General features: G+C 62.0%; 14 protein-coding genes. 4 read left to right on the top strand and 10 right to left on the bottom strand.

Features of this window, described 5'->3' with window-relative positions; all coding sequences use genetic code 11:
- Positions 1–37: 37 nt before the first annotated feature.
- The 4 genes from HKK54_RS31210 to trhP all read right to left on the bottom strand — a co-directional run bounded on the left by HKK54_RS31210 (position 38) and on the right by trhP (position 7089).
- Positions 38–637: a glutathione S-transferase gene (locus tag HKK54_RS31210; RefSeq protein ID WP_169388981.1), complete on the bottom strand. Its 600-nt coding sequence runs from the start codon at positions 635–637 to the stop codon at positions 38–40.
- Positions 634–4272, bottom strand: a complete 3639-nt coding sequence (locus HKK54_RS31205) for an AAA family ATPase (RefSeq protein ID WP_169388980.1) — start codon at positions 4270–4272, stop codon at positions 634–636. The genes HKK54_RS31210 and HKK54_RS31205 overlap by 4 nt, the downstream gene beginning before the upstream one ends.
- Positions 4269–5510: an exonuclease SbcCD subunit D C-terminal domain-containing protein gene (locus HKK54_RS31200; protein WP_010172331.1), complete on the bottom strand. Its 1242-nt coding sequence runs from the start codon at positions 5508–5510 to the stop codon at positions 4269–4271. Before HKK54_RS31200 ends, HKK54_RS31205 begins: the two co-directional genes overlap by 4 nt.
- Before the next feature lie 259 nt (positions 5511–5769).
- Positions 5770–7089: a prephenate-dependent tRNA uridine(34) hydroxylase TrhP gene (gene trhP, locus HKK54_RS31195; RefSeq protein ID WP_169388979.1), complete on the bottom strand. Its 1320-nt coding sequence runs from the start codon at positions 7087–7089 to the stop codon at positions 5770–5772.
- Between the two features lie 150 nt (positions 7090–7239).
- Between trhP and HKK54_RS31190 the strand changes: the two genes are divergently transcribed.
- Positions 7240–8301, top strand: coding sequence for an AI-2E family transporter (locus HKK54_RS31190; RefSeq protein WP_010172327.1), 1062 nt, complete (start codon positions 7240–7242; stop codon positions 8299–8301).
- Here the strand turns inward: HKK54_RS31190 and HKK54_RS31185 are convergent.
- The 3 genes from HKK54_RS31185 to HKK54_RS31175 all read right to left on the bottom strand — a co-directional run bounded on the left by HKK54_RS31185 (position 8298) and on the right by HKK54_RS31175 (position 9358).
- Complete coding sequence (locus HKK54_RS31185) at positions 8298–8477, bottom strand: hypothetical protein (protein ID WP_010172325.1); 180 nt, start codon at positions 8475–8477, stop codon at positions 8298–8300. The genes HKK54_RS31190 and HKK54_RS31185 overlap by 4 nt on opposite strands.
- A gap of 100 nt (positions 8478–8577) precedes the next feature.
- A complete protein-coding gene (locus HKK54_RS31180) occupies positions 8578–8772 on the bottom strand; it encodes a hypothetical protein (protein ID WP_010172323.1) in 195 nt (64 codons plus the stop codon).
- Positions 8773–9004: 232 nt separating this feature from the next.
- Positions 9005–9358, bottom strand: a complete 354-nt coding sequence (locus tag HKK54_RS31175) for a hypothetical protein (protein ID WP_169388978.1) — start codon at positions 9356–9358, stop codon at positions 9005–9007.
- 241 nt (positions 9359–9599) lie between these two features.
- Between HKK54_RS31175 and HKK54_RS31170 the strand changes: the two genes are divergently transcribed.
- Positions 9600–10418: a shikimate 5-dehydrogenase gene (locus HKK54_RS31170; RefSeq protein WP_169388977.1), complete on the top strand. Its 819-nt coding sequence runs from the start codon at positions 9600–9602 to the stop codon at positions 10416–10418.
- Between the two features lie 113 nt (positions 10419–10531).
- Here HKK54_RS31170 and HKK54_RS31165 read toward each other — a convergent pair whose 3' ends face one another.
- A complete protein-coding gene (locus HKK54_RS31165) occupies positions 10532–11179 on the bottom strand; it encodes a YceH family protein (RefSeq protein WP_003211232.1) in 648 nt (215 codons plus the stop codon).
- Between the two features lie 126 nt (positions 11180–11305).
- Between HKK54_RS31165 and HKK54_RS31160 the strand changes: the two genes are divergently transcribed.
- Entirely contained in the window at positions 11306–11815 is a 510-nt protein-coding gene (locus tag HKK54_RS31160; protein WP_010172314.1) for a DUF1993 domain-containing protein, read from the top strand.
- Positions 11816–11886: 71 nt separating this feature from the next.
- On the opposite strand, the gene sstT is transcribed toward HKK54_RS31160, so the two are convergent.
- Positions 11887–13107 (bottom strand): serine/threonine transporter SstT, encoded by a 1221-nt coding sequence (gene sstT, locus HKK54_RS31155; protein ID WP_169388976.1) that lies wholly within the window; start codon positions 13105–13107, stop codon positions 11887–11889.
- A 215-nt stretch (positions 13108–13322) separates the two neighbouring features.
- Here sstT and HKK54_RS31150 point away from each other — a divergent pair, with 215 nt between their 5' ends.
- Complete coding sequence (locus HKK54_RS31150) at positions 13323–14477, top strand: MFS transporter (protein WP_169388975.1); 1155 nt, start codon at positions 13323–13325, stop codon at positions 14475–14477.
- A 4-nt stretch (positions 14478–14481) separates the two neighbouring features.
- On the opposite strand, the gene nhaR is transcribed toward HKK54_RS31150, so the two are convergent.
- Entirely contained in the window at positions 14482–15384 is a 903-nt protein-coding gene (nhaR, locus tag HKK54_RS31145; protein ID WP_169388974.1) for a transcriptional activator NhaR, read from the bottom strand.
- Positions 15385–15448 lie beyond the last annotated feature (64 nt).

The raw sequence follows: 15448 nt of genomic DNA, 5'->3' as shown, positions 1-15448 counted from the left end.
CGCTATCGCAGGCAAGCCAGCTCCTACATTAATCGTGTTAAGCCTGGGGTTTTGCCATCACCGCGACAAACAACGGCGACTCCAGAAACCGCTGCAACCACGCCTGCAACCGCGGATACGGCGCCTGGGCAAACCACTCCCGATCCACATGGGCGAACTGCCGCACAAACGGCGCCAGTGCCACATCCGCCAGGCTCAAGTGCCCGGCCAGCAAATACTCTCGCTCAGCCAGCAACCCCTCCAGCTTCAACAAAAACACCTCACCCTCGGCCCGATAAACCTCCATCGGCTGCTCCGGATAACGCTCGGCATACTTGTATCGATTCAATTGATACTTGAAGCCCTGATCGTTCTCGTCAATCAGCGCCTGCGTCGCCCCATCATCCTCAAGCAACCACCCCTCAGGATCATGCTGCGCCAGCGCCCAACGCATAATTGCCAGGCTCTCATCGATCACCCGGCCCTCCACACTCAGCACCGGCACCGTGCCCTTGGGTGACAACGCGAGCATCTCAGCCGGCTTGGCCTTGAGGCTGACCTCGATGGTCTGTACCGCCACCCCCGAGTACCGCAGGGCCATCCGCGCCCGCATGGCATACGGGCAGCGGCGGAACGAATACAGCACCACGTCGCTCACTTGACCTCCAGGGTGCTCAAGCCGTTGCCCTGGCGCTTGACCTGAATCTGCACCGGAATCCGCTCGTGCATTTCCTGCACATGGGAAATCACCGCCACCTTGCGGCCCTGGGCCTGCAAGCCGTCGAGGGCGTCCATCGCCAGTTGCAGGGATTCGGGGTCGAGACTGCCAAACCCTTCATCGATAAACAGTGACTCGATCTTCAGCGTGCTCGACGCCATCGACGCCAGGCCCAAGGCCAGGGCCAATGACACCAGGAACGTCTCGCCGCCGGACAACGAGTGCACCGAGCGCAGTTCGTCGCCCATCTCCGTGTCGAGCACCAGCAAACCCAGCATGCTGCCGCCGCGTTTCAGGCGGTAGCGGCGCACCAGTTGGCGCAGTTGCACGTTGGCGTGGTGCACCAGCAGGTCGAGGTTGTAGGCCTGGGCGATCTTGCGGAAGGTATCGCCGGTGGCCGAACCGATCAGTGCATTCAGGCGTGCCCAGCGTTGCCACTCTTCGTAAGCCTTGGCGATCTCGGCTGCCAACGCCTGGTTGGCATCCTGGCGACGCTGGTCATCGGCTTGTTGGGCGCGCAGTTCGGCGCAGTGTTTTTCACCAATGGCCAGCGCGGCGTTGAGCTCGGCCAATGCGCTGTCCAGTTGCCCGGCTTCAAGGTTGCCGTTGTGCAGCGCCTGGTGATCCTTGAGCCGCTGTTCGCGCTCCTGCAGCAACACCTTGGCCTGCTCGATGGCTTTTTCGCTGTGTTGCAGTTGCTGGCGCAGCTCGGCCACCTGCGGCTCATCGAAGGCCACCAGGCGTGCCAGGCCGGCGTCATCGAGTTCCGGGTGCAGGGCGCGCCATTCGCTCAGGCGCGTGGTGAGGACCAGATGCTCGGCATCCAGAGACTGTTGGCGCTCTTGCAGCGACTTGAGGTCGGCGGCCAGCTGGATCAGTTGGTTGCGGGTGTCCTGCAACTGCTGGTTGGCCTCGGTCTCATGCTGTCGCGCCTGCTCGACGGCCTGGTCCAGTTGCTGCTGCCAGTGTTCGGCGCTGGAGTTTTCCCCCAGCAGGCCGGCGAGTTTTTCCTCGGCAGCCTGTTGCAGGGTGCTTTGTTCGGCGAGCTGTTTTTGCAAGGTCCCCAACTGCTGCTGGCGATGTTGCTGGCGGTCCTGTTCTTTGTCGATGGCCTGCTGGCGCTGTAGCTGCTCGGCCAGTTCTTCTTTCTGGTTATCCAGTTGCTCCAGGCGCTGGCTGACCTGCTGGTCGAGCAACATGAAGGTCGCCGCCGGCTCGCTGCGCAGGCCATCGAGGGTCTCGGCCGGCAACAGGCTGGCGAAGGCTTGGAGTTCTTCGTCCAGGCGTTCGCGGTCGTTGGACAGTTCCCGCTGCTGGTCGATCAGCAATTGGCGGGCCTGTTGGCTGGCGTCCTGGGCGGCTTGCAGTTGCTGCTGCATGCGCCCGGCGTTTTGTTGCAGGTTGAGCAGGGCGCCCTGGCGTTGTTCGTCCTGGGTGAGGCTTTGGCTGAGCTGGCTCAGTTGCTGGGCGAGCCAGGCATCGCGCTTGGCCGCGTCCTGGTTGAACAGCGAGGCGGACAGCGGATGGGCTTCAAGGGCTGGCACTAGGGCCTGCAACTGGCTGGCGAGCTGCTCCTGCTGTTGCAGGAACTCCTTCTGCTGGGCGATCAGGCCGCCCACTTCGCCACGCAGCTCGGTGAGTTTTTCCTTGAGCACATCGACGGCTTTTTGCGCGTTGGCTTCTTCGCTTTCGTCGTGCCGCGTCAGGCTTTGCAGCAGCGCTTCGGGCTGGTGATACGGATGCTCGACGCTGCCGCACACCGGGCAGGGTTGATCGTCCTGAAGCTGGCCGCGCAATTCCTCGACGCTGGCACTGCGGGCCAGGCGCTGACGCTCCAGCAGTTGCTTGGTGACCGTCAGGGTCTGTTCGGCGACGGCCAGCTCGGCCTTGGCCTGCAAGCCACTCTGGTTCAACTGTTCGCGCTGTTGCTGGGCGAGGGTCTGCTTTTGCGTCAGGGCCTGGCTTTGGTTGTCCAGTTGCTGATGGCTGTCCCACAGCCGCGCCAGGTCTTCAAACGCCCGATGTTGCTTGCGATTGTCCTGAAGCAGGCTGCCCAGCAACTGAATCTGCTCGGCCACCGCATGGGGCTCGGCGCCCGCTTCGTGGTACAGCAGGTCGAGGGCTTCACGTTGCTCGGTCCATTTTTCACCGAGACGGGTGGCGCGTTCTTCCAGTTGCGGCAGTTCACCCTGGCCTTTATTCAGGCGATTGCCGATCAGCATCAGCTGTTGCAAGCGGTCGCGGTAGGCGCTCCAGGCGTCACTCAAGGGCGCGAGGGCGGCGCTGCGTTCAAGCTCTGCGGCCAGCCGGTTCAGGCGTTCGGCGACAACCTTTTGCTTGTCGAGCAGGCCGGTCAACGTCGCTTGGCCTTCCACGCAGGCGGCTTCGCCCAGCTGTTTTTCTTCACTGCGCCGGGCCAGCTCACGGGTCAGGTGGGCGAGGGTGGTTTGCTCCTCGAAAGCCTGGCGCAGCAGGGGCACGGCATCGGCTTGTTGCTTCAGCGCCTGGGCGAGGGCGGCGTGCACGTCCGTCTGTTGCTGTTGCAACTGAGTCTGGCGAGTGTGCAGTGCGGCTTGTTGCTCAAGGTGCTGCTGGATCTGTGCGGCGAGCGGCTGCAGTTGCGTCGTCAGTTCAGCCTGGCGGGCGAAGTGGTGACGTTGCGGCGCCAGTTGTTCCAGGCGGCTGAGGTCCAGGCGTTGCGGGCCCTGGCTTTCCCAGTGTTGCTGGGCCTGTTGCAGTTGCTCGACGGCGCCTTGCTGGCGTTCCTGCCATTCCCGCAGTTCCTTGAGCCAGGTGTGCTGCAGCTCAAGTTGCTTGAGTTGCGCCTGCCGGGTCTTGAGCTGCTGCTGGGCGGCGGCCAGTTGTTCGTCCAGCTCGGCGCGGGCTTCCGGGGCCAGCGGGGTCACGCCGGTGGCCTGGTCTTGCAGGTGTTTGTGAGCGTCCCGGGCGTCCTTGGCCTTGTCGAAGGCGCGGCGGCCGAGTTGGGTGTAGAGCGCGGTATCGGTGAGCTTTTCCAGCAGTTCGCTGCGCTCGTTGTCGTTGGCCTTGAGGAACGCGCTGAACTCACTTTGGGCGAGCAACACGGCGCGGGTGAACTGCTCGAAGTTCAGACCCAGGGCCAGTTCCAGCTGGGTCTTGTATTCGGTTTTCTGACTGGCCAGCAGTTGCTCGCTGTCCAGGTCAATCAGGCTTTGCCGACTGGCTTGCAGCTTGCCGCTGGCCTTGTCCCGGGCGCGGTTGGCTTCCCAGCGGGCGCGGTAGCGACGGCCACTGACGCCGACAAAATCCACTTCGGCGTAACCGCCACCGGTGCCCCGGCGAATCAGGGTGCGTGGGTCACCGATGGAAATATCGGTGTCGGCATCCGGCATTTTTGCCTGGCCGGTATCGCCCAGGCGGGGCACGGCGCCAAACAGCGCCAGGCACAGCGCATCGAGCAGGGTACTTTTGCCGGCGCCGGTGGGCCCGGTAATCGCGAACAGCCCGGCGCTGGCCAGGGGCTCGGCGGTAAAGTCGATTTCAAACGGCCCCGCCAGGGAGGCGAGGTTTTTCAGGCGAATGGCGAGGATCTTCATGGCTGTTCGCCCTCCTGTTGCACTTCCTGGAGCAGCACCGCGAAGTCCTTCAGGGTCTGTTCGTCCACCTCACTGCCGTAGCTTTCCTGCCAGGCGCGGCTGAACAATTCCTGGGGGGTGAGCTGGTCGAGTTCGATCAGGCGGTCTTCCTGGCTGTCTTCGCGGCTGCCGCTGCCGGCGTATTCGGCAGCGATGCGCACCAGGCGCACGGCCTTACCTTGCAGGGCATTTTCCACTTGCTGGCGCAGGTCGGGTTGCGGCTCGTCGAGGCGCACCCGCACTTCCAGCCACGGCTGGCGCTGGGTTTCGGCCAGCAGGTCGATGTCGGGCAGGTCGCCCAGTTGTTTGAGGATGTCGGCCAGGGGCGCGGCTTCCAGGCGTTGCAGGTTGACCGAACGGGGGATCAGCCGGGATTCGACGCTGACCAGGGTTTCGCCGTCCAGCTGCACGTCGAGGACCTGGTGCTGGTAGCCGATTTCCGAGAATGACAGCGGAATGGGTGAGCCGCAGTAGCGAATCCGCTCCTCGCCATTTACCCGCTGGGGTTTGTGCAAATGACCGAGGGCCACGTAGCTGACGCTGGCGTCGAACAGGCTGGCGGGCAGTGCTTCGGCATTGCCGATGATCAGGCTGCGCTCCGAGTCTTCCGACACCGAACCGCCGGCCATGTGCGCGTGGCTGATGGCAACCAGCGCCTGGCCCGGCTGGCGCTTGGCGTTGGCGGCAGCGATCAGCCATTCATGCACCTGACCGATGCCCCGCAGGTAATCGTCCCCCAGTTGTGCGCCGGTCACTTCGGCCGGGCGAAGGAAGGGCAGGGCCAGGCACCAGCCGGCGATGTCACCGTCGGCGCCGGGCAATGGAATCAGCAGCCGCTCGACATCCAGTTGCCCGTCATCCAGCCACAACACCCGGCCCAGGGCGTGGGTGCGCAGGCGGCGCATCAACGGCGCCGGCAATTCGATACGCGAGCCGGAGTCGTGGTTGCCGGCGATCATCACGATGGTCAGCGCGGGGTTTTGCTCGTGGGCGCTGATGATGAAGTCATACAGCCGCTCCTGGGCCTTGAGCGGTGGGTTGACCGTGTCGAAGATATCGCCGGCGATCAGCAGCACATCAGGGCGGTGCAGGCCCAGCTGACCCAGCAGCCAGTCGAGGAAGCAGGCGTGTTCGAAGTCGCGTTCCTGGCCGTGCAGGTTTTGCCCAAGGTGCCAGTCGGAGGTGTGAAACAGACGCAAGGCGATCTCCGTAAAAAAAGAGGGTGACCGCTCAAGACAGGATGGCGGTACGCAGAACCGCCAATTCTACTGTGCTAATGAACCTATTGCGCGTACGCCCTGCTTTTTGTGGCGAGGGAGCTTGCTCCCGCTGGGGCGCGAAGCGGCCCTTATCCGGCTGATGCGGTTTTCCAGGAAGAAGCGCATTTGGCTGTTTTGGGGCTGCTTCGCAGCCCAGCGGGAGCAAGCTCCCTCGCCACAATTAAGGTGTCTGGCGAAGTTAAACATCCCGCATCAAAAGCCCGAATCTCAGGTCCATTTCCGCCGGGATCGGCAGATACACCGTATGCCCGTCGCCCGGCGCGACGTCGATGGCGTCGCCCTTGGCGTTGTGCAGGGTGGCCAGGTCAAAGTGGAAATTCCCGGCTGGGGTCATCAGTTCCAGGTGATTGCCCACGGCAAACCGGTTCTTCACCTTGACCTCGGCCAGCTCTCCGCGTCGCTCACCGGTCAGCTCGCCGACGAACTGTTGGCGTTCGGACACCGAGCTGCCGTTCTGGTAGTTCTGGTATTCATCGTGCACGTGCCGGCGCAGGAAACCTTCGGTGTAGCCGCGCTGGGCCAGGGATTCGAGGTCGGTCATCAAGCCCCGGTCGAAGTCGCGCCCGGCCACCGCATCGTCGATGGCCTGGCGATACACCTGGGTGGTGCGGGCGCAGTAGAAGTGGGATTTGGTGCGGCCTTCGATCTTCAGCGAATGCACGCCCATGCGCGTCAGCCGCTCGACGTGCTGCACCGCCCGCAGGTCCTTGGCGTTCATGATGTAGGTGCCGTGCTCGTCTTCGAAGGCGGGCATCTGTTCATCAGGGCGGTTGGCCTCCTGCAACAGGAACACCTGGTCGGTGGGGGCGCCGAGGCCCAGGGTCGGTTCGGGCGCGTACTGCTGCACGATGTCGCCCGTGGCGTTTTCCACGGCGGGAGTGGCCTGGTATTTCCAGCGGCAGGCGTTGGTGCAGGTGCCCTGGTTGGCGTCGCGCTTGTTCATGTAGCCCGACAGCAGGCAGCGCCCGGAATAGGCCATGCACAGCGCACCGTGCACGAACACTTCCAGCTCCATGGCGGGCACGTGCTGGCGAATCTCGTCGATTTCCTCCAGCGACAACTCCCGCGACAGGATGACCCGGCAGATGCCTTGGGTCTGCCAGAACTCGACGCTAGCCCAGTTCACCGTGTTGGCCTGCACCGACAGGTGGATCGGCATGTGCGGGAAGTGCCGGCGCACCAGCATGATCAGGCCGGGGTCGGACATGATCAGCGCATCCGGGCCCATGGCGATCACCGGGGCGAGGTCCTTGAGGAAGGTTTTCAGCTTGGCGTTGTGCGGTGCGATGTTGACCACCACATAGAAACGCTTGCCCTGGGCCTGCGCTTCCTGGATGCCGAGGGCGAGGTTGGCGTGGTCGAACTCGTTATTGCGCACCCGCAGGCTGTAGCGCGGTTGCCCGGCGTAGACGGCATCGGCGCCGTAGGCAAAGGCATACCGCATGTTTTTCAGGGTGCCGGCGGGGGCGAGCAGTTCGGGGGCGATGACGGGGGGCATGGGTTCGGGTCGCAAAAGGGCGGCAGGGTAGCTGTGCCTGCCGCGCCGTTTATTGATCCAGGTCTAAGAAGTAGGGCACTCGCAGGATTTGCGGTGGACTAAACATCAGGGTGCACATGAGTGTCCTGCGTTTATTGAGATGGATCGGCCATGAATCAAACCAACCTGCAATTCAAAACCCTGCTGTTACTGCTCGTTCTGGTGACCATCGCGTTTATCTGGATTCTGCTGCCGTTCTACGGTGCGGTGTTCTGGGCGGTGATCCTGGGGATCATCTTTGCGCCGATGCAACGGCGCTTCCAGCAACGTTTTGCCTGGAACCGCAACCTCACCTCGCTGGCGACCCTGATGGTGTGCCTGGTGATCGCGATTTTGCCGGTGATCATCACCAGCGCCTTGCTGGTGCAGGAGGGCGCCACGCTTTACAAGAACATCGAGAGCGGCAAGCTCGACGTTGCCGGGTATATCGAACAGTTCAAGAACTTCCTGCCACCGTACTTCCAGCACCTGCTGGACCGATTTGGCATGGGCAACCTGGAAGGCCTGCGGGAGAAAATCGTCAAGAGCGCGATGCAGGGCAGCCAGTTTTTCGCGACCCAGGCGTTCAGCTTCGGCCAGGGCACGTTTGATTTCCTGGTGAGCTTTTTCATCATGCTGTATTTGCTGTTCTTCCTGCTGCGGGACGGTCCGGAGTTGGTGCGTAAAGTGCGTACCGCCGTGCCGCTGGCCGAACCGCAAAAACGGCGCCTGCAACTGAAGTTCAACCGGGTGGTACGGGCCACGGTGAAGGGCAACGTATTGGTAGCGGTGACGCAAGGCGCCTTGGGTGGCTTGATCTTCTGGTTCCTGGACATTCCCAGCGCGTTGCTTTGGGCGGTGTTGATGGCGTTTCTGTCGCTGCTGCCAGCGGTGGGCGCGGGGATTGTGTGGGGGCCGGTGGCGGCGTATTTCCTGCTGAGCGGGTCAATCTGGCAAGGGGTGGTGCTGGGGCTGTTCGGGGTGTTTGTGATCGGGCTGGTGGACAACGTGCTGCGGCCGATCCTGGTGGGCAAGGACACCCGGATGCCCGACTACCTGATCCTGATCTCGACCCTGGGCGGGCTGTCGGTCTTTGGCCTGAACGGTTTTGTGATCGGGCCGCTGGTTGCTGCGTTGTTTATGTCCAGCTGGGCATTGTTTGTCGAAACCAAACCGCGGGTGCAACTGCCTTAGGCATGAAGGCAATGCGCCATTCTGACCGACAGGGCCTGGGCAGCCGGCAACGACGTGATGGGGCCGCTGATAGGCTCGCCATTGCGTACCAGGTACCAGCAAGCGAGCAAGCCCAGCTCCCGGAGTGGGGCGGGAACAGCACTGCCAATGACAGACATGATTTGAATAGTGGGCATGACGACCTCCGATACGCTATGGAGGTGACATTACGGTGCGCAGGCCTTAAGGGAAAATTAACCTGCTCGATAGTCGACATCACTGTTATCGAGCGGTCCTTCAGTCGACAACCTGGTCCAGCATGTGCACCACTTCCTGTTCACTGAGCAGGCCCTTGCGCACCAGGTTTTCCGCCAGCAGGGACAGGAACTTGGCGTTGCGATGGCCTTCCAGGGCCTTGAGCTCGGTCAGCACGCTATAGACCTTGCTCGACGTGCAGAGGCCGGCGGTGCGATGGGGGTTTTGCGTGGGCATGGTCAGTCGTCCTTGTTGTTATTGGCTGGACAGGGGTGATAGTGGAAGCCTTTTGAGACACAAACATGACAGCGCAAGGCCCGATCGGGCAAGCACCTATTGAGATCAATGATGTGGGATTTGGCCACAGGCATTGTCCTTATAACGACCTTGGCGAGATTTATTCAGACCTGCAGGCCAAAAAAAGGCCCCGCTTTTAGGGCGGAGCCTGTTCTGGTGTGTCAGTTCATGCTTACCAGCCGCGACCGTAATAGCCGTGTGGAGGGCCGTAGTAGCCGCGCGGTGGGCCGTAATAGACCGGCGCCGGGCGGTAATAAACCTGTTGTTGCACATACACAGGCGGTGGCGGTGCGTAGTAGACCGGCGGCGGAGCGGCATACACCGGCTGCGGCTGGACATACACCGGCTGTTGCACATAGACCGGATGCTGCTGGCTGGCAACGATCGAGCCGCCTACCACTGCACCGACAACGGCACCCAGTGCGAGCGGAGCACCCCAACCACCACCGTGGGCGGAGGCCTGTCCTGCTATAGCGAGTGCACCGATAAGCAAGGCGATCTTGGGGATTTTACGAATCATGGTCATTCCTCGGTTAGCCCCTGCGCTTGTGGTCTGCAATCAATAGACTCAAGGATTGTCGCGGGGATACTTTTAAGACAGCGTATTTCTAAAAAACAGCACAGCCGATAGGTAAAGGTTGTGTAAGGTCTGTATCGGCTGGCTTACACAAGCGGCCGGGCACAGTGCGTATGATCCACGATCACCCGCAGGCGCGGGTATTCCGTCTATCCGAAACCGCCTCTGGAAGGGCTTCAAGGAGTTACCGATGCAGATGAACCCCAACAAGGACACCCAACTGTGCATGTCACTGTCGGCACGCCCCGGGAATTTTGGCCTGCGCTTTCATAACCATCTGTACGAGCAGATGGGGCTGAATTTCTACTACAAGGCCTTCAGCAGCCAGGATTTGCCGGGCGCCGTCGGTGGTATTCGCGCGTTGGGCATTCGTGGGTGTGGCGTGTCGATGCCGTTCAAGGAAGCCTGCATTGCCCTGGTGGATGAACTGGACGATTCGGCGCGGGCCATTGCGTCGATCAATACCATCGTCAACACCCATGGGCATTTGAAGGCCTACAACACCGACTACATCGCTATTGAGCAACTGCTGAAGAAGCATGCAGTGCCCAAGGACTCGACCTTCGCCCTGCGCGGCAGCGGCGGCATGGCCAAGGCCGTGGCCAGTGCCTTGCGCGATGGTGGCTACGCCAATGGCGTGATCGTGGCACGCAATGAAGCCGCGGGCCGGGCGCTGGCCCAGAGCCTGGGGTATGAGTGGCAGGCGGAGCTGGGGGTTTTACGCCCGCAGATGCTGGTCAACGTGACGCCGATTGGCATGACCGGCGGCGCCGAGGCTGATCAGTTGGCGTTTGAGGCCGAGGCCATTGATGCTGCCCAGACCGTGTTCGATGTGGTGGCCATTCCCTCGGAAACCCCACTGATCCTGCGAGGACGCGCCCAGGGCAAGCGGGTGATTACCGGCTTGGAAGTGATCGCCATCCAGGCGCTGGAGCAGTTTGTGCTGTACACCGGCGTACGACCGACGGATGCGCAGTTTCAGGCCGCGGTGGCGTTTGCACGGGCGTGAACAGTGCGCATATCAAATGTGGGAGCTGGCTTGCCTGCGATGGCGGTGGGTCAGTCATCCTTTTAGTGGCTGATCCACCGCCATCGCGGGCAAGCCCGGCTCCCACAGGTTGATTACTCGAGCCGGGACAGGCGCTCTTCGAGCGCCGCAATCCGCGCTTCCAGTTCTTCGATACGCTCCAGCGAAACGCCACTTCCCGCGCCACGCTCCACTGGATTGCCACGTGCCGCCAGGATCGCCTCGATATCGGCAGGGTCGCCAAGGGCGTGCATATACCGGTCTTCCCGCTGCCCCGACTGACGCGGCACCAGCAGCGCCAGCCCACGGGCAATCAGGCGCTCCAGTTGATGCACCACCTGCTCGGCGTCTTCAAAGTCGTGCATGCGCCCGCTGCGGGTCAGCAGTTCGTTGACCGTCTGCGGCCCCCGCAGGAACAGCAAACCACTGAGAATCACCTGGGCCGGCACCAATTCCAGTGCCTTGTCGACCCGATGCTCCCAGCGATCGGCGCGGCTGCCCATCACCAGCCGGGTAAAACCGCGACCTTCCAGCGCCCGCAGGCTCTGGCCCACCTGGCCCTGGCTCAGGTTCATCACCGGCTCGCGGCTGGTTTTCTGGTTACAGGCAATCACCAGCGCGTTGAGAGTCAGCGGGTAGGTTTCGGGGCTGGTGGCCTGTTTTTCGATCAGGCAGCCAAGGATGCGGATTTCCGTGCTGTTCAGGCGCGGTTCTTCAGAAGTCGTGTCGTGCTCGGTGGTCATCGCGCTTTCCCTAATGCAGTGAGCCCACTAGCCTAATCCTGAAAAAATAAAAGACAAGCGGCGCCGGCTGCCGGCATGTCTATAATCGCCGCTGTTTCAAACCCTGCCACAACTGTCGAGACTGTCATGACTATTTCCCTGTACGCCGCTTCCCTCCCGGTCTTCAAGCAAATGCTCAACGCCCTGAGCGATGTGCTGAACAAGGCCGAAGCCCACGCCACCGCCAAGAACATCGACCCGAACGCCTTCCTGCAAGCGCGCCTGTACCCGGACATGTTCCCGCTGGTGCGCCAGGTGCAAATCGCCGTCGACTTCGCCAAAGGCGTTTCTGCCCGCCTGGCTGAAATCGAAGTCCCGAAATACGACGACACAGAAGTCACCTTCGCTGACCTGCAAGCGCTCATCGCCAAGGTCCTGGCGTTTATCGACACCATCACCCCGGCCCAGGTCGACGGTAAAGAAGGCATCGAAATCGTCACCCGCCCTGGCACCCCGAAAGAGAAGCGCTTCAGCGGCCAGTCCTACCTGCTGACCTACGGCCTGCCGCAGTTCTTCTTCCACGTCACCACCGCTTACGCCTTGCTGCGTCACAACGGTGTGGAAGTGGGCAAGCGCGACTACATGGGCGCGTTCTAAGCCTTCAGGCGTAAAAAAGCCCGGGGCGGTTCATTCAAGAACCGCCCCGGGCTTTTTTGTGCGCGTAACGTTTACGCGGCTTGCTCTTCCTTGCCCAGGCACGCGGCCGCAGTGAACAACACGTCGGTGGACGAATTCAGCGCGGTTTCCGCCGAGTCCTGCAACACCCCGATGATGAAGCCTACGGCCACCACCTGCATGGCGATTTCGCTGGGAATGCCGAACAGGCTGCACGCGAGCGGAATCAACAGCAGCGAACCACCGGCCACACCCGACGCGCCGCAGGCACACACCGCAGCGACCACGCTGAGCAGCACGGCGGTGGGGATGTCCACCGCAATGCCCAGGGTATGCACGGCGGCCAGGGTCAGCACGGTGATGGTGATGGCCGCGCCGGCCATATTGATGGTGGCGCCCAGCGGGATTGACACCGAGTAGGTGTCTTCATGCAGGCCCAGGCGCTTGCTCAATGCCAGGTTGACCGGGATGTTGGCCGCCGAACTACGGGTGAAAAACGCGGTGATGCCACTTTCCCGCAGGCACATCAGCACCAGCGGGTAGGGGTTGCGGCGCAGTTTCCAGAACACGATGGCCGGGTTGATCACCAGCGCCACGAACAGCATGCAGCCGATCAACACCAGCAGCAGGTGCGCGTAGCCCAGCAGGGCACCGAAGCCGGAAGTGGCCAGGGTGGAGGCCACCAGGCCGAAGATCCCCAGGGGTGCGAAGCGGATCACCATGCGAACGATCAGCGTGACCCCGTTGGACAGGTCGCCCAGCACCGTGCGGGTGGTGTCGCTGGCATGGCGAATCGCTATGCCCATGCCGATGGCCCAGGCCAGGATACCGATGAAATTGGCGTTCATCAGCGCGCTGACCGGGTTGTCCACCACGCTGAGCAACAGGCTTTGCATCACTTCGCCAATGCCGCCGGGGGCGCTGACGGCCACGTCGTGGGTGGCCAGCACCAGTGAGGAGGGGAACAGCGTGCTGGCGATTACTGCGACCACGGCGGCCGCAAAGGTGCCCAGCAGGTACAGGAACAGGATTGGCCGGATATGGGTTTCCTGGCCGTGCTTGTGGTTGGCAATCGAAGCCATCACCAGCACAAACACCAGGATCGGCGCGACGGCCTTGAGCGCCGAAACAAAGACTTTGCCGATAAACCCGGTGGCTTGCGCGACGTCGGGTAACAACAGGGCCAGCAGGATACCGGCGGTCAAACCGATGACGATTTGAGTGACCAGGGTGACGGACATCAGTCGTTGGAAAAGGGAAGGGGCAGCAGTCATAAAAAGGTTGTCTCTAGTTTTTTTAATAGATGCAGCTAAGGCAGCGTGAATCTGGCAGGGGCGAAGTCTAGCATCTGTAGGAAACGTCTAATTCGGGTGCGGCGTTCCGTCGCCACGCTGCGACACATTCTGTTAACATTGCCCATCCTCTTATTTCTTCTCTATCAGCGGGCCTTCCGGGCTTTCGTTGATGTCGCTGTTTTCTGGAGTTTTTAATGTTGTTTCCGATCCTGCTGCTGTCAGCCGCCGGTTTTACCGTGCTGACCACAGAATTCATCATCGTCGGCCTGTTGCCTGCCATCGCCCGGGACCTCGACGTGAGCGTGTCCCAGGCCGGGTTGCTGGTGACCCTGTTCGCGTTCACGGTGGCGGCGTTTGGCCCGTTCCTGACCGCGTATTTCGCGCGGTTCGAGCGCAAGCGGCTGTTTATCACGATCCTGATCATGTTCGGCCTGGCCAATACATTGGCGGCACTGGCGCCGAATATCTGGGTCATGTCGCTGGCCCGGTTGATCCCGGCCCTGGGGTTGCCGGTGTTCTGGGCCCTGGCCAGTGAGACCGCGGTGGACATCGTGGGCCCGGATTACGCCGGCCGCGCGATTGAGAAGATTGGCTTCGGCATCGTGTGTGCCACCGTCTTCGGGATCCCGGTGGGCACGCTGATTTCCGATATGTTCGGCTGGCGCACCGCCTTTGGCATTCTCGCGGTGGTGGCGTTTGCCAAGGCCTTGCTGCTGTTTATCTACCTGCCGAAGACCCGTGCGAAGAACGATCAGGTGAGCTTGCGCTCGCAGTTCAAAATCTTGCGCAGCCCGTTGATGCAGGGCCATATCCTGCTGTCGATCCTGGTGTTCAGCGGCATGTTCACCGCTTATACCTACCTGGCGGACATTCTTGAGCGCCTGGCGGGTTTTGACGGAACCGTGGTGGGCTGGTGCCTGATGGGCTTTGGCGCTGTCGGCCTGATCGGCAACTCATTGGGCGGGCGCATGGTCGACCGTCATCCGCTGATCGCGTCAATGGTGTTCTGCGGGTTCATGATTGCCGGCATGGTGGCGTTGGTACCTGCGATCCACTCCACCGTCGGGCTGGCGGCGGCGATGGCCGTATGGGGCGTGACCCAAGCGGCGTTGTTCCTGGTCAGCCATGTGCGGCTGATGAAGGCCGCGCCCCATGCGCCGGCATTTGCCGCGTCGCTGAACATTGCCGGGGCCAACCTGGGGATTGGCCTGGGGGCGTTGGTGGGTGGGCATGTGATCGACACCCTGGGCCTGGGCAGCCTCGGTTTTGCCGCCGCCGGTTTTATCCTGCTGTCGATCCTGCTGGCGCTGTGGCTGATGACTGCCAAGACCCGCGCCGTCAGCGCCTGAGCCTTCAGGGCAGGGTGGTGAACAGCTCCCGTCTTGCACCTACGGTAATCGCCACGATGCCGGGGTGCTTGACCTTGCGCTCCACCGAGATCGCATAAAACGACTCGGTCACCGCATCGGTCTGGCCGATCAGCGCCACGCCGTACTGGCGCTCCACCTCGTCGGCAATCACGCTGGGCGCGATAAAAATCCCGCTGCCGGATTGGCCGAAGGCCTGCATCAAGGCGCTGTCATCGAACTCCCCGACAATCCGTGGCTGAATCTGCTGCTCGGCAAACCAGCGCAGCAAACGGCTGCGCACCACCGTCTCTGCCCCCGGAATCAACAGCGGCGCGCCCTGCAGGCATTGTGGGAAATCACCGCGATGCTGGTCCGCCAATGCCTGGGTCGCGAAAAAACTGATCCCACATTCCCCCAGTTTCTGGCTGTAGCCCTTGATGTCCAGGTGCGAGGGCATCGGGCTGTCGGAGATCACCAGGTCCAGGCGCTGGATCGCCAGGTCCGCCAACAAACGCTCAAGCTTGTCTTCACGGCAAGTGATGCGGATCGGCTCGCTCAATTCCATGGTCGGCGCAATCAACCGGTAGACGATGGACTTGGGCACCACGTCCGCCACGCCGACCCGGAACAGGATCTGCTGCTCATTCGGCTGGGTGCGCAACATCGCCTCAAGCTCATTGCCCAACTGGAACATCTGCTCGGCATAGGGCAGCGCCTGGCGCCCGGCTTCGGTCAGTTCCAGCTGGCGACCGACCTTTTGAAACAGCGCCACACCGAACGTCTGCTCCAACAGGCTGATCTGGCCGCTGATGGTCTGCGGCGTGAGGTTCAGTTGCTCGCAGGCACGCACGATGCTGCCGGTCTTGGCGACGACCCAGAAGTAGTGCAGTTGTCGGTAATTGAGCATGGCGGCCAACACTTCGTGAAAACCGAAGTATAAACGAAAAAAATACGAATTTTCCTGAAGTGTT

Source organism: Pseudomonas sp. ADAK13, assembly GCF_012935715.1.
Lineage (GTDB): Bacteria > Pseudomonadota > Gammaproteobacteria > Pseudomonadales > Pseudomonadaceae > Aquipseudomonas.
Note: the sequence above shows the minus strand (reverse complement) of the source record. Positions and strands in the feature narration are given on the sequence as shown.

Bases quoted from the DNA above. Each gene is read 5' to 3' on its own strand.
- HKK54_RS31170 (WP_169388977.1), top strand. From the start codon at position 9,600: ATGCAGATGAACCCCAACAAGGACACCCAACTGTGCATGTCACTGTCG.
- HKK54_RS31180 (WP_010172323.1), bottom strand. From the start codon at position 8,772: ATGCCCACGCAAAACCCCCATCGCACCGCCGGCCTCTGCACGTCGAGC.
- HKK54_RS31175 (WP_169388978.1), bottom strand. From the start codon at position 9,358: ATGACCATGATTCGTAAAATCCCCAAGATCGCCTTGCTTATCGGTGCA.
- trhP (WP_169388979.1), bottom strand. From the start codon at position 7,089: ATGCCCCCCGTCATCGCCCCCGAACTGCTCGCCCCCGCCGGCACCCTG.
- HKK54_RS31185 (WP_010172325.1), bottom strand. From the start codon at position 8,477: ATGCCCACTATTCAAATCATGTCTGTCATTGGCAGTGCTGTTCCCGCC.
- HKK54_RS31205 (WP_169388980.1), bottom strand. From the start codon at position 4,272: ATGAAGATCCTCGCCATTCGCCTGAAAAACCTCGCCTCCCTGGCGGGG.
- HKK54_RS31160 (WP_010172314.1), top strand. From the start codon at position 11,306: ATGACTATTTCCCTGTACGCCGCTTCCCTCCCGGTCTTCAAGCAAATG.
- HKK54_RS31190 (WP_010172327.1), top strand. From the start codon at position 7,240: ATGAATCAAACCAACCTGCAATTCAAAACCCTGCTGTTACTGCTCGTT.
- HKK54_RS31165 (WP_003211232.1), bottom strand. From the start codon at position 11,179: ATGACCACCGAGCACGACACGACTTCTGAAGAACCGCGCCTGAACAGC.
- sstT (WP_169388976.1), bottom strand. From the start codon at position 13,107: ATGACTGCTGCCCCTTCCCTTTTCCAACGACTGATGTCCGTCACCCTG.
- HKK54_RS31150 (WP_169388975.1), top strand. From the start codon at position 13,323: ATGTTGTTTCCGATCCTGCTGCTGTCAGCCGCCGGTTTTACCGTGCTG.
- nhaR (WP_169388974.1), bottom strand. From the start codon at position 15,384: ATGCTCAATTACCGACAACTGCACTACTTCTGGGTCGTCGCCAAGACC.